Origin of the sequence: Sphingobium chungbukense (assembly GCF_001005725.1) — a bacterium.
Lineage (GTDB): Bacteria > Pseudomonadota > Alphaproteobacteria > Sphingomonadales > Sphingomonadaceae > Sphingobium > Sphingobium chungbukense.
In genome coordinates, this window is record NZ_LBIC01000010.1 from 148,783 (window position 1) to 171,673 (window position 22,891).

Annotated in this window: 22 protein-coding genes; 3 read left to right on the forward strand and 19 right to left on the reverse strand. The window is 62.6% G+C overall.

Annotated features, from left to right (window positions below; genetic code table 11):
• Nucleotides 1-63 precede the first annotated feature (63 nt).
• Nucleotides 64-1,124, forward strand: a protein-coding gene (locus YP76_RS27260) for an IS630 family transposase (RefSeq protein WP_157035846.1) whose coding sequence is annotated in 2 segments (ribosomal slippage) — nucleotides 64-571 and nucleotides 571-1,124 — 1,062 coding nt in all. Because the reading frame shifts where the segments join, the coding sequence is not laid out codon by codon here.
• Entirely contained in the window at nucleotides 1,106-1,669 is a 564-nt protein-coding gene (locus YP76_RS20645; RefSeq protein WP_046765484.1) for an LrgB family protein, read from the forward strand. The genes YP76_RS27260 and YP76_RS20645 overlap by 19 nt, the downstream gene beginning before the upstream one ends.
• Nucleotides 1,670-1,778: 109 nt before the next feature.
• Here the strand turns inward: YP76_RS20645 and YP76_RS20650 are convergent, their stop codons facing one another.
• The 4 genes from YP76_RS20650 to YP76_RS20665 form a co-directional block, all read right to left on the reverse strand.
• Nucleotides 1,779-2,705, reverse strand: a complete 927-nt coding sequence (locus YP76_RS20650; RefSeq protein ID WP_046765485.1) for a nucleotidyl transferase AbiEii/AbiGii toxin family protein — start codon at nucleotides 2,703-2,705, stop codon at nucleotides 1,779-1,781.
• The gene (locus tag YP76_RS20655; RefSeq protein WP_046765486.1) at nucleotides 2,695-3,468 is read right to left on the reverse strand and encodes a type IV toxin-antitoxin system AbiEi family antitoxin; all 774 of its coding nucleotides are present in this window, start codon (nucleotides 3,466-3,468) and stop codon (nucleotides 2,695-2,697) included. Before YP76_RS20655 ends, YP76_RS20650 begins: the two co-directional genes overlap by 11 nt.
• Nucleotides 3,469-3,574: 106 nt before the next feature.
• Nucleotides 3,575-4,750, reverse strand: coding sequence for an AAA family ATPase (locus YP76_RS20660; protein ID WP_046765487.1), 1,176 nt, complete (start codon nucleotides 4,748-4,750; stop codon nucleotides 3,575-3,577).
• Between the two features lie 134 nt (nucleotides 4,751-4,884).
• On the reverse strand, nucleotides 4,885-5,322 hold the full coding sequence (locus tag YP76_RS20665; protein ID WP_046765488.1) for a hypothetical protein: 438 nt from the start codon (nucleotides 5,320-5,322) through the stop codon (nucleotides 4,885-4,887).
• Nucleotides 5,323-5,448: 126 nt separating this feature from the next.
• On the opposite strand from YP76_RS20665, the gene YP76_RS20670 reads away from it, so the two are divergent.
• A complete protein-coding gene (locus YP76_RS20670) occupies nucleotides 5,449-5,658 on the forward strand; it encodes a hypothetical protein (RefSeq protein WP_046765489.1) in 210 nt (69 codons plus the stop codon).
• Nucleotides 5,659-5,660: 2 nt separating this feature from the next.
• Here YP76_RS20670 and YP76_RS20675 read toward each other — a convergent pair whose 3' ends face one another.
• From YP76_RS20675 to YP76_RS20745, 15 genes are all read right to left on the reverse strand, one after another.
• The gene (locus YP76_RS20675; protein WP_046765490.1) at nucleotides 5,661-8,471 is read right to left on the reverse strand and encodes a conjugal transfer protein TraG N-terminal domain-containing protein; all 2,811 of its coding nucleotides are present in this window, start codon (nucleotides 8,469-8,471) and stop codon (nucleotides 5,661-5,663) included.
• An 18-nt stretch (nucleotides 8,472-8,489) separates the two neighbouring features.
• Complete coding sequence (locus YP76_RS20680; RefSeq protein ID WP_198147565.1) at nucleotides 8,490-9,947, reverse strand: conjugal transfer protein TraH; 1,458 nt, start codon at nucleotides 9,945-9,947, stop codon at nucleotides 8,490-8,492.
• Nucleotides 9,947-10,708, reverse strand: coding sequence for a conjugal transfer protein TraF (locus YP76_RS20685; RefSeq protein ID WP_046765565.1), 762 nt, complete (start codon nucleotides 10,706-10,708; stop codon nucleotides 9,947-9,949). The genes YP76_RS20680 and YP76_RS20685 overlap by 1 nt, the downstream gene beginning before the upstream one ends.
• A gap of 357 nt (nucleotides 10,709-11,065) precedes the next feature.
• Nucleotides 11,066-12,901 (reverse strand): conjugal transfer protein TraN, encoded by a 1,836-nt coding sequence (locus YP76_RS20690; protein WP_046765491.1) that lies wholly within the window; start codon nucleotides 12,899-12,901, stop codon nucleotides 11,066-11,068.
• Nucleotides 12,898-13,641, reverse strand: a complete 744-nt coding sequence (trbC, locus tag YP76_RS20695; protein WP_046765492.1) for a type-F conjugative transfer system pilin assembly protein TrbC — start codon at nucleotides 13,639-13,641, stop codon at nucleotides 12,898-12,900. The genes YP76_RS20690 and trbC overlap by 4 nt, the downstream gene beginning before the upstream one ends.
• A gap of 10 nt (nucleotides 13,642-13,651) precedes the next feature.
• Nucleotides 13,652-14,671 (reverse strand): conjugal transfer pilus assembly protein TraU, encoded by a 1,020-nt coding sequence (gene traU, locus YP76_RS20700; protein WP_046765493.1) that lies wholly within the window; start codon nucleotides 14,669-14,671, stop codon nucleotides 13,652-13,654.
• Nucleotides 14,668-14,937 carry a hypothetical protein gene (locus YP76_RS20705; RefSeq protein ID WP_046765494.1) on the reverse strand — a complete coding sequence of 90 codons (270 nt, stop codon included), beginning with the start codon at nucleotides 14,935-14,937 and terminating at the stop codon, nucleotides 14,668-14,670. Before YP76_RS20705 ends, traU begins: the two co-directional genes overlap by 4 nt.
• On the reverse strand, nucleotides 14,937-15,593 hold the full coding sequence (gene traW, locus YP76_RS20710) for a type-F conjugative transfer system protein TraW (RefSeq protein ID WP_046765495.1): 657 nt from the start codon (nucleotides 15,591-15,593) through the stop codon (nucleotides 14,937-14,939). Before traW ends, YP76_RS20705 begins: the two co-directional genes overlap by 1 nt.
• Nucleotides 15,590-16,126, reverse strand: coding sequence for a S26 family signal peptidase (locus YP76_RS20715; protein WP_046765496.1), 537 nt, complete (start codon nucleotides 16,124-16,126; stop codon nucleotides 15,590-15,592). Before YP76_RS20715 ends, traW begins: the two co-directional genes overlap by 4 nt.
• Nucleotides 16,107-16,775, reverse strand: coding sequence for a type-F conjugative transfer system protein TrbI (locus YP76_RS20720; RefSeq protein WP_046765497.1), 669 nt, complete (start codon nucleotides 16,773-16,775; stop codon nucleotides 16,107-16,109). Before YP76_RS20720 ends, YP76_RS20715 begins: the two co-directional genes overlap by 20 nt.
• Nucleotides 16,768-17,127: a hypothetical protein gene (locus YP76_RS20725; RefSeq protein WP_046765498.1), complete on the reverse strand. Its 360-nt coding sequence runs from the start codon at nucleotides 17,125-17,127 to the stop codon at nucleotides 16,768-16,770. Before YP76_RS20725 ends, YP76_RS20720 begins: the two co-directional genes overlap by 8 nt.
• 5 nt (nucleotides 17,128-17,132) lie before the next feature.
• Entirely contained in the window at nucleotides 17,133-19,730 is a 2,598-nt protein-coding gene (traC, locus tag YP76_RS20730; RefSeq protein ID WP_046765499.1) for a type IV secretion system protein TraC, read from the reverse strand.
• Between the two features lies 1 nt (nucleotide 19,731).
• Entirely contained in the window at nucleotides 19,732-20,703 is a 972-nt protein-coding gene (locus YP76_RS20735) for a TraV family lipoprotein (protein WP_046765500.1), read from the reverse strand.
• Nucleotides 20,703-21,575 carry a DsbC family protein gene (locus YP76_RS20740; RefSeq protein ID WP_046765501.1) on the reverse strand — a complete coding sequence of 291 codons (873 nt, stop codon included), beginning with the start codon at nucleotides 21,573-21,575 and terminating at the stop codon, nucleotides 20,703-20,705. The genes YP76_RS20735 and YP76_RS20740 overlap by 1 nt, the downstream gene beginning before the upstream one ends.
• Complete coding sequence (locus YP76_RS20745; RefSeq protein ID WP_046765502.1) at nucleotides 21,562-22,887, reverse strand: TraB/VirB10 family protein; 1,326 nt, start codon at nucleotides 22,885-22,887, stop codon at nucleotides 21,562-21,564. Before YP76_RS20745 ends, YP76_RS20740 begins: the two co-directional genes overlap by 14 nt.
• Nucleotides 22,888-22,891 lie beyond the last annotated feature (4 nt).

Below are 22,891 nucleotides of genomic sequence, written 5' to 3' on the forward strand. Positions count from 1 at the left end.
TCACGGGGGGTTTTGGTCGGGCGCTTGGCATGATTCACCATGGCAAACTGTTGGAGGTTTGCGATGGCGGCGCCGATCAGGCTGCGGGAGGACTTGAGTTCGGTGGAGGTTCGCGCCTTTGCGCGGAACAGCAAGGACGCGGGGCAGGTTCGGCGGCTTCTGGCGATTGCGAGGATCCTGGACGGCGGCAGCCGGAGCGAGGCAGCCGGGATTGCCGGAGTGACGCTGCAGATCATCCGCGACTGGGTCGTGCGCTACAACGAAGGCGGCGTCGCTGGTCTGGCGACGCGCAAGGCTCCGGGACCCAGGACCATTCTTCATGATGGTCATCGTCACGCGCTGGCAAAGGTGATCGAGACCGGACCGATCGCCGCCGTGCATGGGGTGGTGCGCTGGCGGATCATCGATCTGGTACAGTGGCTGTGGGACGAGTTCGAGGTATCGATCAGCAAGCAGGCCCTGGGCCACGAGTTGCGGACCATGGGGTACCGCAAGCTCACGGCCCGGCCCCATCACCGGGGCCAGCAGCCTGACGACATTGCCGTTTTTAAAAAGAGTTCGGCGCCCGTGTGGCGCAAATCCGCAAGACCCTCCCCAAAGGGACGCGCATAGAACTGTGGTGGCAGGATGAAGCCCGGATCGGCCAGCAGACCAAGCTCACTCGGCGATGGGCCAGGCGTGGTACGCGGCCTTCAGCGCCCAAGGACCAGCGACGATCCTCGGCATGGCTGTTCGGCGCGATCTGTCCCGCTGAAGGAAAGGCCGCCGGCATCGTCATGCCCAAGTGCAACAGTGAGGCGATGAGCATGCATCTTGAGGAAATCGCCTTCCACGTCGCGCCGGGGGCGCATGCGGTCCTTCTGCTCGATCAGGCCGGATGGCACGGATCGGCCGAACTGGTCGTGCCTGCCAACATCACGCTGATGCCGCTGCCGCCAAGGTGCCCGGAGCTCAACCCGGTCGAAAACGTGTGGCAGTTCATGCGCGACAACTGGCTGTCGAACCGCATCTTCAAATCCTACGATGACATCGTCGACCACTGCTGCTTCGCCTGGAACAAGCTCGTCGATCAGCCTTGGCGCATCATGTCCATCGGCCTGCGCCAGTGGGCCCATGGGTTCTGATCGGAGAGTCTTGGTATCAGACCTATTTTGCCGGCGCCCAGTTCATCAATTTCCTTCTCGGCCCGGCGACGGTCGCGCTGGCCGCACCACTGGCCCGCAACATCCGCCATGTCAGGGCCACCCTGCCAGGCGTCTCCCTCGCGCTGATCGCGGGATCGATCGCCTCGATTGTTGGTGGAGTCGCCCTTGTCTGGCTGCTTGGCGGCACCCGCACGGTCGCGTTGTCCATGGCGCCCAAGGGTGTCACCACGCCGATCGCCATGGCCGTGTCCGGACAGATCGGAGGCATCCCCGCCCTGACGGCAGCCTTTGCGATCATCGGCGGCATCGTTGCAGCCATCATCGGACGGCGATTGTTGATGCACCTGCGGATCAATGACGATCGCGCTCATGGGTTCGCCGCCGGTGTCGCCGGGAGTGGCGTGGCTGCGGCTCAGGTCGCGTCATTGGGGAGCCTCCCAGCCGCGTTCGCAGCGCTTGGAATCGCGTTGAACGGCGTGCTGACCGCGTTGCTCGCGCCGCTCGTCATCCATTTTTGGCACTAAGATTATGTATTAAGGAAGCTGGAACCACCCTTCGCTAGGCAGTGCGAGCGGTCGGTATTCAATCCATCAGTGAAGCGCAAAACCCAACCGAGAACTCCTCTAGCCTCGCCTATTTGAAGAGCACCTCATGTAATATCGCAAGGCCAGCTTGGTGCCTCTGCAGTTGAGCCTCTCTAAATCTGCGGATGTTCATCAACTTAAATTGTGGGGCCGGTAATTCGCGGATCGCCGGCAGTGGGAAATCGCTCCACTCCGGATCGCCCGCCTCGAAGCTTTCGAGGAAACGCCGATCCTTGTCGTCCAGCACAGCACCAACCGCGGCGACCAGACGATCGAGCGTGGCAACATGATCTTCATAACTGAACGGCTCGAAGGGCATTCCCTCGAATTGCGCCTTGAAGGTCGCACCTTGGTCCTTGCGCTTCGGCTGGATAAGTTCAGCGACCGGACGTCCATGACTTACCAAACCGGCGATGAAACCGTAGCGGACCTCGTCAACGAGTCCTTCGCCGTCCAGCAGCCGCTTCACGTCGAACAAGTCGCGCGGATGCTGCCGATCGAGTGCGGCGCAGATCTTGCCGCCAAAAAGCTCGCCATGCGAAAGGCATCGTGCTTCGACGAATGCTTCAAATCTCTCCTGCACGCGGCCGGAGCATGGTAGATCGCGGAGAGGAAGGAGATGGCCGCGCAGTGTGGGGTTCACCTCGACCTTGATCTGGGTCTTGCCGCGCTGGCAGTTGAGCTTGACCTCCATGCCTTCTTGGCCCTGTCGCGTCTGGGTTACGCGGGTTGGAGGGAGGCGCCGTTCAATTTCCGCTTTGATCCGAGCAAGCGCCTCACTGATCGCGCCGAGGGATGTGGTGCGATCCTGGACAGGAAGATAAGTCAAGTCGATGTCGACCGACAGCCGCGGGAGATCCCATTCGAACAGGTTGATCGCCGTGCCGCCCTTCAGCGCAAAAACCGGCTCGATCATGACCAGCGGCAGCACATCCAACAAGAGACGAACCTGGTCCCGATATTGCTCAACCGCCATTCGAAACGAGCTCCTTGGGCAGGAGAAGCCCATATTTCGGGACATAGCGCCCCATCCTCACCAAGCTACGGTCCCCCTTGCCAAGGTCTATTTTCTCCACGTTCAGATGCCGCATGACGGGAAGGTTGACCCGCTCCGCAAGGTAGAGGAACAGCCGCCGGACCTTCACCGACGCGCAGGTTTCAAGCAGGGGTTGCATGAGCTTGGGCCGAAGCGATGTCATGCCTTCGACGATTTGGCCGGCCTCGACGAGATCGAATTCCTTGGGCGCAAGGTGGAGCAACTCCAATATGGCGCGCTCTGGCGTGGCAGTCGTCAACGGATAGCCTTCCGGGGATCGCTGCTCGGTGAGCCCGAACTCGTTCGGCAAGAGCTTGCTCTGCATATGCCGGACCTCATCCCCCCAGTGCGTCTGAAACCATGCCGGCAGAACCACGCGCAGCGGAGAAAAGAGATAGGCTTTGCTCTCTCCGAACCGCAGATAGTGGCTGTTGCCGGTCATCTCGAGCGCTGTTAGCGCACCCACATGGACTGGTAATTTGAGTTGCGACTGGACGCTGTAGAGCGCGCCCTGCCAAGTCACGGTTTCCATCGGGCGCTTGAATGCGCCACGGCCCAGGGAAACCAGCCAATGCGAGGCGGTGTAATTCTGCACGTCTTGCGCGGTGAAGCCGAGCGCTTTCAGATGCGGACTGGTCGCCACAGTATGCGGCTCCCACGCATCGAGCAACGACCTCAATTTATCGGTTCGAACTACCTTCACAGTATATCTATGCCATAAATTCCAAGGTCGATCAATCCTCGAAAGTTCCAACAATGATATACTATTGATATATCGGTATCATATAATTCAATGTTCGGGAACGCCCTTATCCCTCCGGCATGACCCTGCGCATGAACGCATCGAACAATGGAACGGTGAACGCGGTATCACCATGCGCGGGACTGTAGAGCATGCCTTTGGAAATCAGGCTGTTCCGCGTGGGCGCTACGCTCGAAACCTTCACGCCTAGCGCTTCGGCGACGTCTCCCGATCGGTGAGGTCCGGCACCAAGCGTCGCCATTGCACGCAAATAGCGCTTCTCCGCTGGCGTCAGGCGATCGAACCGCACACGGAAAAAGCTGGCATCCAGTTCGGCAAGAGCACTGCGTGTTGCCACCGCGACATCGTTGCCCGTGATCGGTGAAGCGTCGGCAACATCCCAACTATGCTTCCCCCACTCCTGGAGAAAGTACGGATAGCCCTGGGTCTGTTCGAGGATCGCATCCAGCGCCGCATCATCGATGGCCTCCCCCTCACGCTCGACCGGAAGCCGAATGGCGTCGCGGGCTGCCATATCATCGAGCGGACCGACCGCTACGAACTCGAAAAGCCGCTCTGCGTATGACTTGGCCTGTCCCATCTGGCCGACAAGCTGTGGCAACCCCGCCGCGATCATCGTGACGGGAAGCTGCTTCTGGCTGGCCCGATGAAGGGCGCTGATCAAAGCCGCCAGTTGTTCTTCCGGGACATATTGCAGCTCGTCGACGACCAGGACGACCGCGGAGCCCTTCTCCTTGGCAGCTTCGCCGATCGCGACAATCAAATCGGCAAGATCTGCTTCGAGATCGCCGCTATCTGCGAGGCCGGGTTCGACATCGAAGTCCAGACCCACCTCGAGATCGTCATATTTCACCTTGAGCTTCGCGAAACCGGCCAGGGCGCGAAGTGCACGCTTTACGCCTTCCGACGCTTGCTTCATGCGATCGAGCCTGAGCAACGTAGCGCGCAGCGCCGGTACGAGAATGCCGGGGAGCGACCGATTCTCCGGTGCCTCGATAGCGACGATGGCCATGCCCTCCCCTTCAGCGGCGTTCCTCATCGCCGTCAGCAGCACGGTCTTGCCGACGCCGCGAAGGCCATAGAGAACGCAGGGGCGCGCTGCCCGGCCCATCCGGATTCGGTCGAGAGCGACCGCATTGCGTTCGAGCAGCGCATCTCGGCCGGCCAGTTCAGGAGGGCGAGTGCCAGCGCCAGGAGCGAAAGGGTTGCGTCGGGCGTCCATAGCGAGGTTATGTCAGTTTATCATTTTTCTGTAAACTTGCTAATATCGCTTGATACGACATCGCTCGTCCCTAGCCTGACCAGTCCTGCATGAAGGGCAACGCCGGGATTGGTATCCTCGCTTCGTAGCGATGGCTAGTTAGCAGAGCGCAATGGAACGGCCGGAGGGCAACCCACTGCGGCCCTTTTGTGAATCGCGTCCATCTCGGCTTTCCGACGAGCCGCCCTTTCGTTGACGAAACGATCGACCGCGGCCTGCCGCCGCCGACCCTCGTCAGAACTGGCATCCGATCTCCCAAGCTCAGGCAAGCCGCTCCCCGCCTTGCTACTCTCAGCCTGATACCATCGGACGAATTCTTGCGTGAGTTCCGGCGAGAAAGCACCACCATGCGTTTCGGCATAATCGACCTCGGCTTCGATTGCGCGCGCTATACCTCGAAGCTGCTCGGCGGCCGCCTGGGCCCTTCTCGAGCATTCCTGCTCTGTCTGTTGCGGTTCTTTCGCCGACACATGCCCAGCGATGCCGGCGGTCGCCATGACCATGGCAGCACAAACCAGAACCCTCAATTTCATCCCCGCTCTCCATCGCTCACCTTCTTAAAGGCACACTACCCGCGGCACAAATAGGGACCGACAAAGTGAAAGGCCGCTTGCGAACAAAACCGGAACCGGATATCTAGATGCCAATCGGAGTTCGCAATGCGGATCGTAAAATTCGACCTCGACACCTACAATCGAACGAAGGATTTGTCCGGCAGTCCTATCTACGCGATTGTTGAGGAGGATATCCCTGAAATCGAAATGATCACCGACGAACAGGGAAACCCGACCCGAGGCGGTCTGATCGGTTATGCTCTCGCCTATGCGCTTATGGCGAGCTTTGTCGGGGCAATATTCTATATCCTCTAGTCCTATTCACGAAGCTTAGGATCCTGGAAGAAGCCGCGATCATGATCGCGGTTCACTTCCTGTTCCAGATCGACAGAACCTTGGACTCGCTGGCCACGCATAATCTGCCCCGCCGTACGGTCGTTGCTCAACTCTGCCTTACCCGCCTCGATGATCGCAGCGGCGCCTACATCTCCACCGTCGGTGGGACCAGCGGGCAGGTGCCCGGGCCGATGCGGCCGGTAGGACGCCCTTACATCCGCAGCACTCGCGACACTCGGCTGGCCCACATCAACAAGGTCCGGATCGCGCAACCGGCCAGCAATCTCCGCGCGGATGCCGTCCTGCTTATCGTGCATCCAGCGCGTGATCATCTCCTGGCGCACGAGCCGCTGCTGATCGGAAAGATCGGTCGCCCAAAGCTCGGGTGCATCGAGCCCCGGATTCTCGACCTGCTGGCGGCGATACCATTGAGCAAGATCCTGGCTCAGATTCTCACTGAGTTGCATGCCGTGCGTCTCGGCATAGCTGGCGTCGCGCGACAACTGCTGCGAGAGCTCTTCGAGGCGGCGCGCGGTTTCCGAATAGGACTTCGCGAGCGCCAGCGAATCCTCCGTGCTTGCCGATGAGGAGGACGTAGCCGATGCCCGGCTGAAGCCGCCGCTGCGCGAATAGGTCCCATCGGACATCGACGCACCGGTGCCGTTCGCATGTTCATCCCGCACACCGCTCGACGACGTGTTGGCGCTGTCGCTGCCGCGGGTGTCGTCGGTCGTATGACGCAGTGAATCTGTCTGGCTGCCCGACTTCGAAATGCTACCCCCAATGCTGGGCGGACGGCCAAGACCTCCTCCACGACCAGAATTCGCGCCCATCCCCTGACGTCCGCCCGCCCCGGCCGCGATAGTCCCCGAAATTTGATCGGTGGTCTGCGCCTGGCGGTCGTGGCTTTGTCCAATGCGCTGGCCCTGTGATATCGTGTCGCGCTCTTCCAGGCCCTCCGAGCTACTGCCGGTCCTCCTGTCGAACTGCTCGACCGACGTGTTCGCCTGTCGGCCGCTGCTTGAATCCCAACCGGACGACCGCTCCGTCGAAGTGCCGAAGGCACTGCGGTTGGCATGGGTCGCGGTCAGCACTTCGGCAGCAGCATTCTCATAGGCCTGCGCCTGGCGATGCGCTTCGCTCGCCATCTCGCGCCATTCCGCCACCGAGCCGGTGGTCATCGTCGGCGTAAAGCCTAGTCGGGAAATCGCACCCGACGTATCGAACACTTCCTGACCGTTGCCGAAGCCCGTCACGAGCGCGCCATTGTCCTGCCGCCAACCGAAACTCGATGCCCCGCCCATATAGCTGGGCGCAGTGGTCCACTGATCGGCCTGGCGCATGTTCGATGTCGAATTTGCCCAGCTTACGTTTCCATAGGAATAGTTTCCCGTGGTCTGCTCGAGCGCAGCCGCTTCCGCGGCGTTTTGCGCGGGCGCCAGCATCGACATAGACTGGCCAGCAATCGACATCGCGCCCCGCGCAAGGCCGGCGGCAAGAAACGGCACGCTCATCAGCATGAAGCCGGCGATCGTCGCCGTCTCGCTATTGACGGCACCTATCCCTGCATAGCTTCCGAGCGAAACCCCGCCCTCCGCCACGCTGGCGGCCGCCGACGTCGCGCGCGTCATGCAGATCATGTGAAGGATCACATAAAGCGGACCCCATGCGGCGAGATAAAAGAAGCCGGTCGCATAGCCTTTGAGCGAGCTGATGCCGGTCTGAGGCATAAGAAACAGTGGGAAAATGATCGGAAACATCGCGAAGAAGACCACGGTCAGAACGATGTTCAGGATCGGCACCCAAGCCATCGCCTGCTGGGCGATCGAATTATAGGTGTTGCGCGCCTGGATGTCGGCGCGGGTCTGCGCGAACGTGTCGATCGCCGCGGCTCCGGTTCCGCCCGACATCGAGTTGCGCGCCTGCATGAAAGCATTGATCGCCGTGTTCTGGCGCATCACTTCGGCGAAGCTGCCGCTTGAACCCGTAAACGCCGCGCTGACGATCGGCACGTCATGCTTGAGCTTATCTGCCGCAAGCGCGTTGCTGAGCTTGGGATAAGCCTCCTTGCCCCAAAGTGGGGTGTTGGCCTCGATCATCGGTCCCCATTGGGCATCGAGCGTCTGGTAGGCTTGCCGACAGGTGACTATGAAGCTGTTGACCGTCCCGTCGCCTTGACGCTCGAGCCACTGTTGGGATCGCGCCTCCGAGCCAGGCCCGACCGCAGCCCAGAGATCGGTGGCCTTAGCCAGATCGGTGAGCGACTTCTGATAGAGCATCACGTCGCCGAACAGGCAGTTCTTGAAATGGTTTTCCAGGTTAGTGGAAAACTCGGCATCGCGAATGACGAAATTGCGGGTCGCGTCGAACAGCCGCGCGCCATAGATCATCCCGTTGCTCGAATAGTTGAGTTCGCTCGGCATGACGAAAACCGTCTCAGCCGTTCGCGTCAGCCAATCGCCAACCTGCGTCGTAAAGCTCGCAAGGACGCCCAGGCCGATCGGGACGTTATCGACCGTTGCCGGCGCGAGGCTTGGATTGATCCGGTCCGTGACCTTTATGCTCACTGTCGGAACCATGAGGCAGAGGTAGACTGCGGTCGCCTGCAGGAACCAGTTCAGCCACACCTTGTAGTTGAGCGTGAAGGCCACCACGAGCAGCGAATAGATCAGACCCATCACCATGACGACGCGGATGAGCGAACGATAGCCCCCGCCCCCCGACCAGGCCGCCACCGCATTGAAGATATTTACGAGATATTCCCCGCCTCCGACCGTGAAAACCTCAAGCATCGGCCTGCTCCCCCGCGCTTAATTGAGCCCCTGAGCATTGAGGCCGCGCGAAAAATTGAGCGCGGCAGCCATCCCCGGCGTCATCGAATTCTGGAGCGTCGATTCCAGCATGACGCTGCGGTTGATGATCTGCATCGTTACCTGCAGCTTGTTGGAGAGCTTCACGTCGCGTTGGGCAAACTTCTGCCGCGTGGCCGCGATCTGCTGCTTCCACTGCGCGGCTGTCGCCTGATCGAACGTCTGATAGTGCGTTTGCGCCTGTTCTACCCGGTCGAGCATGTTGTCGAGCATCGCCGCCAGCAGGTCGACCGCCACGATCTCGGAGAGTGTCTCGATCTCACCGTCCGTCAGCGCGTAATGTGCATAAGCCTGGACCGCGAGGATCTTGTAGAGCGGCACCGTCGCAAGGTTCAAAAGCTGCTTTTCGGCGGCATTGAGCGGCGTATCGGAACGGATCTTGTCGCTCATCGACCTGATCATCGCTGCGATCCGCGGCCGCAGCGCCGAGGATGCCGGCACGCTCAAGGTCTGCTCTCCGACATCGTAGCAATTCTCGTCATTGCATTTCAGGATTTTGACCGGCGGTGCGTCGGCGGTTCCGTCGAGCAACGCCGTCACCACCGCTTCCTCAGCGGGACCGAACATCGCGACCTTGCCGCCGACGCTTGGATCGCTGGAGGGCGTGGTCACGACCGTGCCCACCAGCGTCATGATATATTCCGAGAAGGACTGGTCGAATGCTCCGAACTTGGCGGACTTCTTCAGCGCCTCCCAGGTGTAATTGTGCGGCTCACCGACGAGCTGGTCCTTCATGCTGGCATCGGTGTTCCCGGCAATCGTGCTGTCACGCCGATTGCCATTGTTGCAGCCTTGCCGAGATGCCGCCCAGTCGGAAAAGATGCCCTGGCTGTTGCCGACCGCTTCGCAGATCGTGGAGCGCGTCGTCTCCATCTGCGGCCAAATCCCCCCGACGAGAGCCTGCGCGGTCTCACAGCTCGAGATGTTCATCTGGTTCAGGAGCTGCGCCTTCTGGCTGAACTCGTCCATCACCTTCCCGATTTCGGGCGAAACGGAATCGATCGCGAGCTTGAACGCGAAACCCAGGGCATTGTTGGCCGTCGCCTTCAGCATCGCCACGATCTCGGAGGCGTTGATGAAGGAAAAACTGCCGGAGAACAGGTCTATGCCGCCGCAGCCAGCCCGAGCGCTGGGAAGCTGCAGATTGAACGGTGAAACGCTCTTCTGCGGGAAGCGCGTCCAGACATTGCCCAGCGAGTAATAGCCCGCAGACTGGCCCTGAAAGGCCGTCGGGCCGGTCACGTTGGCCGCCGATCCGGCGTCGTTGAAGAAGCCGTTCATCTCCGATGCGACATCCGCGCGCGCAACACCCACCACCGCGAAATGGGAGGCAGCCACCAGCGCCATGCCCGCGCCAAACTTACGGCGCAGCGCGCCCATCCTTCCAAGCCGTGCCATCAGTAATCGCTCCCGACCTTGGTGTTGGTCAGCATGAAAATGCGGTCCATGATTTCGTCGGCGCTGAGCACGCCGTAGCCGACCGGAATCGTCCGCTTGGTCTGGGTGTCGAACAACACCAGCGCCGGCGTCTCGTTACCAGGGACCCCCATCCGCGCCCGTTGGCCGGAGTCGACGACGTAATTCGGGAAATCCCTGCTGGGGCCACCATCCATAGAGACGGCCATCACCGTCATCCTATGGCTATCCGTTACCGAGCGCAGGATTGGGGCGAACACTTCGCATGCACCGCAGCTCTGCGCATAGAAATAGAAAAGGCCGTAGCGCTGGCCGAGGTTCGTCAGAACCGCGTCCCGGTCGGCCTGCCGATTGTCGAGCCATAGGCGTTTGCCGACTGTCGAAACGGGGCGCTGCAGCGTGTAGTCCAGATCCGGGTTCTGCCAGAGGGCGCGCTGCCAGGTATCCGAGAAGGTCGACGCCCGATCGAGTTGCTCGCGCTGGAAGCGGATGTAGTTGATGACGTTCGTCTCAGTCGGATCGAGGATGGCGAGTGCCTTCAGTTCATCGAGCTGCCTGGTGATCGCAGCGATCCGATCGGTGGCCCTCTCCTCCTTCGGGCGCTCCGGTGGCGAGGGTGCCTCCTCCGGCTTGGGTGTCGCGCAATAGAACCATTGTCCGAGCCTGCGCTCGCCACAATAGAATGGGTCGGACCTGTCTTGCTCGATTGCATCGTTCCGCGCCGACGAGGCATCCTGCGCCATAAGCGGCGGCACCCACACAGCCCCCGCCAAGGCGACGGCCAGGATCGAAACCTTACCGAAGATCGGCATGGTGCGCCCTCCCCACTCGATCATTGGAAACCTGCGCGGAAGAGTCGGGACGCAAGCGGTCGTTGCCGACGTCCCAACCCGTAAAATGGAGGCAGCAGTCCGCCACCGTGTCTGGATGCCGCGAAACGCACGATGCCGGCGCCGGTCGCGGAGGCAGGCTCACGACGGGCTGCGCGAGAAATGCCGTCACGATGGCGGGCAACTCAAATATCGGCATCGGCATGCTCTTTCTCCCTGATTTCGGGCCGCGTCGCGGCCTCCCCCAGCGCGAGATTCATCAGGCCCACGTCACTTTCCATGGAGATCGTAGTAGGATTGAATCTTGCCTTGGATGTCGGTCATGGTCTGGACTTCGTCAGGCAGTTTCGCTGCGTCCATGAAGTCCGAGTAGACTTCGGTGAAATCCATCACCGACAAATCGAGCCGCGCGAACTCGTCGATGGTGAACCCTTGACACTGTTCCTTTTTCGCACTTCCCCAACTCTTGCCGAGCTGGGGGCGGCCTTGTTCCTGAAGGACACGCGAGAGCTTGCTTTCGAAGCAGCAATAAGCAGTGCGCTTGGTTGAGCAGATGCCCAGGAAGCTCGACGAGCAATAGCTGCCAAGATTGTGGCAGAGACCCATGCGGTCCTTGATGTCCAGCTTCATCTCGTCCTGGCTGCACGCGAAGAGGACGAGGAAAGGCGTGGCGAAGGCAGCGATGGCCGCCGGGCCACCCGCCAGCGCCGCCGCGCCGGCTGCGATCGGAACGGCACCCGAGACCTTGCCCGCACAGCAATTGATGAGCCCAAAAACGGGTTTATGGCAGGTTTCGCGGTCGCCCGAGAAAACGCGATAGTTGGTTTCGTCGAACTCCTTCCCGGCCTGATCCAGCGCATGCAGACCCACCAGCGCGTCCCGGAACTCGGTTGACGCTTCACGAACGATCGGTTCGCAGTCGCCGTTCACGCAATAGACATCGTCGCCGCAAATATATTGGTTGTCGGTGGGCACATCACTCGCCGGCGTCGGACAGCGATAGACCTTCTCCGTTACCTTGCATGCCCCATCCTGGGGATCGTCCAGACAATCATCACGAACATAGGTGCAGGAAGCGTTGGCCTCGAGATCGCCGCAATCGTTACCCGCGGTCATGACCTTGCATGAGAAATCCCGCTTCCACGCCCAGCAGGGCTGAGTCACGGGCACCCCATCGATGATCCGCGTCTCCAAACCTTCCGTGCAAACTTCGCCCGCCGGATCAGCCGAACACATCGTGTCGCCAGCGAGACCGGTGCAGCCATCGACCCGCTTCACAGTGACCTCAGTTTGGGTCGTCCTGGCGTGCCATCCCTGGCCGGTGATCGGGCTCGGCAGCCACGAAAGGTCGGTCAGGTTCTTTGAGCAGACATACTCGGTTGCGTTGTAATCGTCACAGAACTTGTTCGTGTCGACGCCGTAAATCCGGTGCGCAGCGCATGCCTGCATGACGACGCCTGTAGGCTTGCAGGTGCCATCAGCAAGATGCGGCACCATCTGGTCATAACGCGCAAAGGGGGTACCATAAGCTCCAGTCGGGACGACAAAGAACTTGTAGGCGTCGGTGGTCGTGGTCTCTGGAACCATCGTGATCGAGCAGGACCGCGGCTGATCTTCGAGTTTAGTGCCCTGGTTGCAGGTCGCCTCGTAGTAGCCCATGCCGCTCGACCCTGGGGGCAAGGGCGTGCAGGAGCCCGCGCCACTCGAAATCTCCTCGCCCTCAAGATAGGTCGTCGGATCGTTCTCGACCGTCGTGGCCCGATTGGTTGTTGCCAAAATGTCGGCGTTGCTGAAGGTCGGTCGGACGTGATCAGCGTCGGTCGATACCCGATAGCTTTCATTCCCCGACTTCGTCGCCTGCGCGTCGGAAACCAGCCTGTCTGGATCATCGAAATAGGTGCTCTGCGGCTGGCTAGTCCCCGAGTAGCCCGGCACGGCCGCCGCCTGCGCATCGCTCGACGGCACCAGCGAGGAGTCGTTCCGCTTCTCCTGCGCCATCGTCTTGCCTTCTTCCCGGGCCTGGTCGATGGTCATGGTCTGCGCGCCGACAGGCTCGGTGACGAGCAGCAGCGCACAGAGCGCACCCATGATGCGGCGCAGGATCATTGGTTTGCCCGTTTCATGTTTGAAAGCGCCACCGCCGCCACCCGGGCACCGGGGCCATTGCCCTCGGCGAACGTGCTCAGCGCATATTCGACCGTCACATTACCAATCATGCGGTCATAGGGCGGCACCTTGGTTGCGCAGGAGAAGCCTGCGCACAGATCGAAATCCGAGGAGACCGTCACATAGGTCGGCACGGCTTGCACCTCGAAGGCGCGGAACAGCCGCGGATCGATCCCAATGCTGGCGAGCTGCCCCTTGTCCACCACCTTGCTCAACCGCGCCACGAACTCCTTGGCCGAGTTGTTGGGGAATCCGCGAAAGACCACCACGCCGCCGGCGGCGGCCGTGTCGCGCACGAGCTGCTTGAGGGCATCGTCCGGCATGGACAGGCTCGCAAAAGCGATGAACTGGGGGGCTTCGCCGCCATTGGCACTCACGTTCTGCGACGCGCCTTGAACGATTTCGTCGAAATCGACCGGCCCCGCCGGGCCCTTGGGAAGATCCCGTGCCGCGACCCGCCGCATATTTTCCGTTCCGGCCGCGCGTGTCGCGGCCGCATCTTCCCGGAACTGATCGCCGCGGTCCTTCACCTGGTCGACAAACGCCTGCGCTTCGGCCGCGAGGTCAGCAGCGCGCTTCTTCACAGCCTGGACATCGACGCCATCGACGGTCTGGGCGAGGAGAGCTGAGACTCCCGCAGTTCCAAGGAGGGCCAGGATGCCCAGGGGAAGAAGGCGCATCGTGGATCTCCTAGAAAACGCAGCAGTTGCGCTTGCGCCAGACGAGGTACCCCATGTCCTCGCCGCCGGCGGGATAGGCGCGGCCCGCGTCGGGCGGCATGGTCGAGGCACCGATCGCCGAGCACGCGAAGCGCCCACTCACGGTCGGGATCGGGTTGACCATCTGGAAGCGATATTGCTGCTTTCGCATGATCGGCATGAGATACTTGCCGCAGAGCCCCTTCGAACCCATCGTGCCCCATGCAAGGGCCTCGCGGTGCATCTTGTAGGCGAAGCGCGAGACCGCGAGCCGCGACGATTGCACATGCCCGATCGAGGACGGGATGTTGCCGTTCAGCGGATACATGGAGCCCTGGCAGCCGGCACACCAGAAAAGCGGGTCGAGAGGCAGGTTGACAGTGCCGGCGATGCAGTCGCCCGCGCACGCTGCCTGAGCGATCGGGTTTGCGAAGACGATCGCCTCGGGGTTGATGAGCGCGGCCAGGGAGTCGTCCTGCCACAGCGGATCGACCTCGGTCATATAGGCGATGTCGAACGAGGCCTGCTCGAAGCAGACGAAATCGGTCAGGATCTCCATCCAGTACAATAGAGGATAGACATACCAATGGACGTGCCACTTGGCCGTGCTCTGGGATCGCCCGCCAACCATCGACGGGCCGGCCAGATAGCCCTGGCCTATGTCGAAGCCCGGCGCGATCCGGATGCCGCCCAGATTGGGGAAGCACCAGGGCTTCATGGTGACGTCAGCAAGGCGCGCCGGCTCCCAGAAGCCGACGGAGATGCCGATGCGAGGGAGTGGATCGGCACAAGCGCAAATCGGCGATGCAGGGTTGCCGGGGTCCGGCCGACCACTCGGCCAGATCTTGAGCCCGCCGACCGAGAGCGGAAAAAGGCACGACCAGCACACGTCAGTGATTGGGTTCACGAACTTGCCATTGCAGGTCGGCGCCGCCTCGGCGCGGGGCGCGAAGGTCATGGCCACCAGAACGAGCGCAAACGCACCCACGATCGAGCGAAGCCAGCGCATCATTCGATTTCCACCAAGGCTTCGAGGAATGCGCGATCCGCGCGCTGTTTCCTCATGAGATAGAACACCGTCCAGAAGACGCAGGCGAAGACGAGGACCGCCATCGCGATCGAGGCCCTTCTGCCCACCGCCCGGTGGATCGGTCCAAACAATCCGGCGCCGGTCGCGGTAGTCAGGCATAGGCCCTGCCAGATGAAACGCATCCGTCTCAATTTCGGCGTTTCGGGCGCGGCCATGGGCGTGCGCAGCAGGTCGAGCCATAACGGCATCAGCCAGCCCTCCCCGTCTTCAGTACCTGCTCGGACACCCGCATCACGCGGCCCGCTTGCCGAACGACCGCAGGCGTATGCTCGATGCCGAATTTGGAGGTGAGCTTACCCTCCTGGTCGAAATAGAAGCGCCTTTTCCGGTTCGTCATCGCCTCGATCGGCGAGCCGCTGACGAAGATAATCTTGGCGTTGAGGTCGGTGTATCGTGCGGTGGCCCAGGCAATCTGCTCGTCATCGTCGCCGTCGATGAAGACAAGATCCTGCCTGATCTTGACGAAATCGAGCGGATTGATCGACTGACCGGCGGCAGCGATGAGGTTTCCCTTCTGGTCGCGAATGTCCTGCTCAACCCGGACGCTCGGATCAAAATCCCATTCGCGCGCCCTGCGGGCCGGCGTGATGCCTGCAACCGGTGTCGGACGACGCACTTTCGCCTCTGCCCGCTTCGCGAACATCTCATTCGTCCGGGCGAGTTCGCCGCTGGCCTCGGCACGCTTGAGCCGCGTCTCGATCGTCGCAAGCAGGTCCGGCTCGATCACCGGAAATGCCTGCCCCGTCTGCCCGTAATCCCGCGCCTCCGTGCGCACCGGAATGCCCACCACCACCCCGGCAATCAGGAGCGCCGCACCCGCGGTGCCAGCAAGGACCTTCTTCACAGGATGGCCTCCCCGACACCAATGATCTGCCGCGCACAAACAAAGCCGATTTCGGCGTAGCGGCTGTCGAAGCCATCGGGATGCGGTGAACCTGCATAGTAGCAATCCGCCGGAATCACGCCGACGGCGCCGACCGTGAGCGGCTCGCCATACCGGGTTTGCGGCTTCATGCGGCCGACCGGCTTACCGTTGATCGTGACGACCGCGCCCTGATGAGCGACCATGTCTCCGGGCATGCCGTAGACGACTTTCCCGAACATCTTGGGCTTCGCACCAAAATGGCGACGCACGAGGCGGCTCTGCGGTGGATCGAAGAACACGAAGTCCCCCCGAGCCGGGCGCTGCTTGCGGTGAATGAGGAACGCCCAATTCGGGAGCGAGTCCGTCGCGTTCACCAGGAGCAAGTGTTCGTCGCGCCAGGTGCTGATCGCACTCAGCCCGAGCGTGCCCATGATGCCCACCGCCAGCGCGCCCCACAATCGTTTGCGCGGGCGCCAGCGCCCGGGCGGGCGCTCACTGGCCGCCGTTGCCATTGGGGCCTCCGAAAGTCGAAACCGATGCACCGGGCACTTGCGGCGGCATTTGTTGCGCCGGAGCTGCCAGTAACTGCGACCCTGCACCGGGGATGCCGGCCATCGGGTCGATGGTCGCACCCGGCGTTGCCGATGGTGCTTGGCGCGAGCCTGTCACGGCGGACTGCGCGGCAGAAAGCTCCTGCAGACGCTGGAGATCTTCGACCGACATACGCTTGGGCTCGGGCACGCCGGATGCGAAGACCGCCTTCTTCAGGCTGTCCGTGATGTCCGGGACGTTCTTGGTGAGCACCGCCTCGCCGACGAGGACGATTTGGCCGTCCTGGCTCCTGCGCTGCAGCTCCTTGTCGAGCGACGACATGAACGCTTCCATCTCGGCCCGTACTCGGTCGGGCGGCGAACCGGAAAAGCGCTGCGCCTCTACATAGTCCCCGACAAGCGAGGAGAGCCGCGCCGAGACAATGTGGTCCGGCTTCGACTGGGTCAGCGCCCGGGTTACCCACATGCCCCAGATGACGGCCGCGATTAGCAGCAGCGACATGCCGATCTGGACCCTCGTGAGTCCGCCAAAGCCAACTCTGCGCTTCGCTCCACGGACTTCAGGCGTCGAGGGAGGAAGGGAGAGGTCGAGTTGAGGTTGTTCAGCCATGACGGGAATCTCCCTCGACTTGGCGCGGGGGCAGGATGCGGGTCGCGCGAAGAGCGATGACGGCGGTGGACAGGACCATGTGCGCGGCCGCGAACATGTCGAGAAAAGCGCCGGTCCGCGTAGGCTCGGCGGCGACATAGCGGCTCGTGAAATTGTTCAGCTGGTGAACGAAGCCGTCGAACGAGAAGCCGCCGATGGCGAGGAAGAAGAGGACGAAAAGGCCCCAGGTGATCAGCAATGTCGAACCGACAAAGCCGCAACCGTGCAGAAGGAAGTGGAGCGAACGCTGCCACTCGCGCCGCGTGAATCCGGCGTATTGGCGGTCCGTCCCTCGATCCGGATTGGTCGCCATCCGCGCTACTCCGCCGCGACCGCGACCTCGTCCGTCTGGACGAGATTGCTCACCCATTTTTCCGGGCTGTCGGGATACGCGAGCCGCTCGATCGCCTCGTTCATACTGAGACCTTGGGCGACAAGGCTCTCGACCGCCGCGTAAACGGCCGGGCTCGACGAATAGACCGTGGCGGAAAACGGATCGAGGACGAGCCGACCGACCGCCAGGGTTTCGGGCCCCTTGATCAGAATATCGGAATATTCCCGGCCATTGATCTTGAGCGACCGCAGCAAGGCATCCGTGTAGTCGTCCATCTCGAAGCGATCGTGCTTCTTGAAATCCGCGATCGTCTCCGGCTTCTGCTGGAGAATGACGAACCAGTCCGAGTTCTCCAGCGCGGCGATCGAACCTGCGGATTTATAATAGTCATTGAGCGACTGCGTCGCGGTGACCAGCGAAGCGCCATATTTGCGGCAGGTGCGCGCATAGGTCTCGATGAAATCGGCCATCGCGCCGCCGCGCAGCATCTGCCACGCCTCATCAAGAAGCAGTGCTTTTGGGATCGCGCGGTCGACCTTGCGCATCATCTGCTGCGACATGAACATGATCGCCGTCAGCACGACGCTGCGCAGTTCCTCGCGCGAGGACAGGTCGGAGAGTTCGAAGACCGTAAGCTGGGCGGAAAGCTCGAAGGACACCTCGCCCTGGAAGAAGCGGCCATAGGTGCCGCCCGACGAAAAGGGGCACATCGCAATACCGAGATCCTGCCCCAACCCGTTGCCGGTCGCATCGAGGGCTGCGATCACGTCGTCGATCGACCCCTTCCGTCCCTTTGCCTCCCAGACGCTATTGACCGCGCCGTCGATGAGGCCGCGCTCGGTATCGTTGAGCCGGTCGATATGCCGCGACATCTGGTTCACGATGGCCTTGAGCATCGCCATGCAGTCGAGAAGATAGTCCTCGTCGGCCTGGGCGAGCTCCTCGTCGATCATGCTGAACGGATTGAGGCAGAAGCCCGACGCCATGGTGAACTCGACGAAAGCGCCGCCCTGCAGCTTGGCCGAATGTTCAAAGGAGCGGCCGTCATCGATCACGACGACCCGCGCGCCGGCGCCGCACAGGGACGCGCAGAGTTCCTGGAGCGTCACCGACTTGCCTGAACCCGATTTGCCGAAGACCGCAACATTATGGTTGCCCGCCGCATTCTCGAACGGACTCCAGAAGAAGGGCTGCCCGCGGCGGCCGATCAGCATGAGGTGCGGCACCTGGCCGCCCAGATATTCGCCCTGGATGGGCGCGAGATTCGCGGCGGTCGTCGTCAACAGCGTCCGCATCCGCTTCATGCGCTCGAGATCACGCGCAAGCCCGTTCGCCATCGTCATCGGCATGGCGCACAGCAGGCCCATCACCTGCAGGTAGCGATCGTCGAGCAGGTCCCAGCCCGCCGCCCGATACACTGATTTCAGCACGCGCTCGTTCGCGTCTCCCTTCCCCTTGGGCGAAAAGGACGTGACCGAGAAGAATACGCGCACCAGCTTGCGCCCCTGGCGCAACTCATCGTTCACATAGCGCCACTCCTGCGACTGTTCTCGCAGTTGCGGAAGGAAGCGGGCGGACTTGGAATCCGCGAGGCTGGTGGTCCGCATGAACTTGAAGCTGGCCTTGTTGGTCGCCGCCAGCGGATCGGGAAATTCGACGCACAGATTGGTCGCGACTGGGCAAGGCATGCGCAGCTTGTCGGTAAACATGTCACCGATGAGGCGCGCGACATCCCAAGGGGCCCATCGCGTCGGCAAGTTGCGGACCGAGAAGGAGCGAACATCGAAGACATCCGGCAGGATCTCACCGATCTCCGGCGCGTCATCGATCGTAGCGCCGGTCGGCCGGAAGCGCTCGGTCCTCAGCAGCATCCGATCCGGCTCAATGTGCAGCTCGACATCGCGGCGAACCGCCTGGTCCGCGATGGGATCGAGCGGGTTGTAGTTGACCACGTCCTCGCCCGCGGCCGTCGTTGGTGATGTGATGTCGTCCACCCACCCGATCAGGTCGGTCGGGTCCATCTTGCGCGCGGACACGTTGATCGAGGCAAGCGCCGAAATGAGCCCGTCCATCACCGCGACGATCTCCTCGACCGAGACGCTTGAGGATTCCGGCGTCGAATAGGAGATCGCGACACGGTGATTGCGCAAGGAGAAGGGCGCATCGGCCGACAGAGAACGCCACACGCCATCGGTCAGGAAATCGATCCGATGCTTGGCCATCCGCTCATAGACGCCCCGGGCGGAATAGCGCGGAAGGTACCAGCGGGAGAGGCGCTCGGAAACCCGAGGGCTCATCCATTGATGAAACTGAAGACAACCGGGCGCGGGAATCGCCTCGGAGAGAAACTGGGTGAGGATCTCGCCGGTCCGCTCGTCTGCGCCGATGAGTGGGGCCGCCTCGATGACGAAACCTCGAGACGCGCTGTTGTAGAAGATACCCGTCTTGGCATCGAAGCTGCGATACGGCAGCCAGTCCGCCAGCATGGGCACGCCGAGCTCAGGCCGGCCGGCATCAGGGCGAGCACTGTCGCCAAGAATACCGGACAGGAGGCTCTCGATCAAACCGGCTTTGCCCGCCATCTTAATTGTCCTCCTGCACGGTCGCCGGGAAATTCGGCGCACGAACCGTTGGAGCGGGCGCAACCGGCGCGGCGCCATTCTGTGCAGCCGCATCGCGCGCGCCTCGCGCAACCGAACCAGCAATCCCCCGATAGACGGGATCAGCCTTCACGCGCTCGACAGCCTGAACGCCCGCTGCCGAGGCACCAGCCTGCGGCTTCTCGGCCCCGGGGAGCACGCCGGAACCATCGCTCGCCGGCGCACCCACGGGGGATGGAGGCGCCGGCGAGACGGCCGCGGACGAAGGATGGGCTGCTCCATCCGCCGTCGCAGCGGCAGGCGCACTGCCTGCCTTGGGGGTGAGGCGTGCAGCGACGTCCGCCCTGATCGCCTCGATAGGGTCCCGCTTCCGCGCGCGGGCTGCCGCCACAGCCGCCGGATCGGGCGCATCCGGATCGCTGGATACGAAGGCCGCGCCCGGCGGATCGGATCGATCAACCGCATCGGCAAGAGTCTCGGGCGACCCACGCAGCCCCAAAACGGGCGGCGCGCCTGCCACAACCGGCTGCTGGAGCGCCTGCTGCCATTCCCCGGTCGCAACGACGGCATGGACGGCACTTGCCTCGTGGAGGCGCCCCCGTTCGTCGATATAGGGCTGGAATACGATCCGCAGGACCTTCTCGCTCGTGCGCGAGGTATCGGCGGCGGCCATCCGGGCTGTCGGTGCCGCAACGGTCCGGTCGCCTCGACCGGACGACGAACGTGGGGTGCCCGCCGTCGGCAGGGCCTCGCCCTCCACGCCCTCCGCGGAGATTATGGCAAGTGCCCGGTCGTCGATCGTCGAACTCGGCGCACAGATGCCGTCGGGCGCTGCACAGGAAAAGTCGCCCCGGATGTTGCCGCCAAGCGCCGCGCATCCGCTGAGACCCAGCAGACCACACAAGCCGAGCGAAGAAGTCAGCCAGAGGCGTCGGCGCTGAGGAAGCGTATCCATCACGACTGCGCCTCCTGCAGCCACTTCTCGAGGAAGGCGCGCGGCCGATACCCTTCGAGCACGGCTCCATCGCTGCGAACGATCACTGGTGTGCCGTTCAGCCCGTTGCGCTGCGCGAATGCTTCATTCGCATCGAGGCCCGATGTGTTGCAGGCCGGGCCAGCCTTGATCGGCTCCCCGGCATAGGCCGCATGAAGTGCCGCTTCACGATCCTTGGCGCAATAAACCCGATCGGCGACATCGCGACTCCCCAGGACGGAGATCGGACGCTCGACCACTCGCAGGTTCATCTCCTTGAGAACCCCAGTGAGAGCGCGGCAGTAGCTGCAGCGGAAGTCGGTGAAGACCGTGACGGTTCGACCAGCGGGATTGCCCCACACGATCGCACCGTCTTGCGGCAAGCTTGAGAGAGACAGCGTGCGAGGCTTCGCAGGCGCAACCGGACGCTCAACCCGTGTCGGCGCGGCGGCCAGGCGCGTCGCGCCCTCCGCATCTCCTTCCTCTGCCATGGCGTTCGCCCGGGCAGCCGACCCCACCAGCATGTCGGGGTTCATCTCGAGCAACCGGGCAGCGGTCAGATCCTGCCGGGTCTGCATGTCATAAATCCGGCCTATGACGAGATAGCGCGCGCTCGTATCGACATAGAACAGGTTCGCGCCGGCCGTGACCTCGCACAGCCCCGCGACCTTCCCGCAGTCCATCGCGGTCACGGGCGTCTTTGGCAGCCGCGCTTTCAGCAACGCCCTGACCCGGTCCTCTGGACTATCCGTGTCGGCCGCGAGCGCGATACCCGCCAGGCTCAGGCCAGCGACAGCAGCGACGAGGAGACGCGAGCGCCTCGTAAGCGAGCGAACACGATCAATTGCGAACATAGACACCCTCCAGGAAGACGATTTCGACGTCGATGCCGGTCGGCATTTCGATCACCGGCTGGTATTGCTCGGCCCGCTCGATCAGATATTTCGATACCATGTCGCCGGATTGGGCGACGCCCTCCCCGAAACCGCCTTCGAGAATGTCTCCGGTCGAGAGCTTGGAACGCTGGCCGTTGGTGGCGATGTTGGTGCCCTGGAACACGCTGTTTGCGTTGGCCGAGAACCCCCGGCCAAAACCCCCGGCCAGTCCGGCGATGAACGCCTGGGTGACAAGCGATCCTTCGCGGGAAACGACCCGGCCGCGAACGCCTGTCTTGCCACCAAAGGCGAGGAAGCCCTTTACCTCGGACACCGCATAGCGGCCGCCGGGCTGCGGACAGGTCATCTTCTGCAGCTTCACATAGACCTTCTCGCTGGACAGATCCCCGCGCGCCGCGCCGTTGACCAGGCACCCCTCGATCTTCGTCGTGAGCAGCCGGCCATTCTGGTAGACCGACCGGGCCGGGCCGGTGACGCGCAGCACGACAGGCAGCGGATCGGTCTGGCTGTTGACCCCGGCGCTGGCATCGACCCCGACGATCACCTTGGCGCGCGCGAAGCTATTGGGCGGCAGGTAATTGACGCTGTCCGTATAGGTCGTGTTGCCCTTGGCCACGCGCGTCGCGTTGCCCGTCTCGGCGGTCGAGAAGTTGACGAGCTTCACTTCGCTCGCCCCGCCGATGCCCGCGCGGCCGGGCGTCCCTGCGGCCCCTTCCGGCCGCTGATAGGCTTGAGGTCCATTGGCGCCATAGAGAGCTGCTGGGCCGGGCGCCGGGGCCGGCGCAGTCTGGCGCTCGTTGATCTGTCGTCGGAGCTGTTCGTTCTCCGCCTGATAAGCGGAGAGCACGCGCTGGCCATCGGCCTGCATCGCCTGGTTCTGGCCTTTGAGCGCCTCGACCTGCGCGGCCAACGTCTCGAGCCTTTGATTTTGGCCGTCGATCGATTTCAGCTGGTTTTCCGTTGACTGGAAGCGGTTCTCGGAGAGCGCCATCCACTCCTGCTGGGAGAGATTCCGGTTCACCAGATCCTTGGTGGAAACCGTGACCTCCGACACACCATCCTCACCGGACTTGGCGCCCTTGTCCTCGCCGCCGAATATCCAGAACGACGACAGGATCAGCCCTGTGCCCGCCGCACCCGCCAGAAGCAGCCGCTGCTTGCGCCGGACCGCTTCATTACCGGCCAGGTCGCCGGACAAGGGGGAGACATCTTCGTCCGAGCCACCATCGAGGGCGGGACGCTTACGCTTCAGGATATCGAAAAGGGCCATGTCC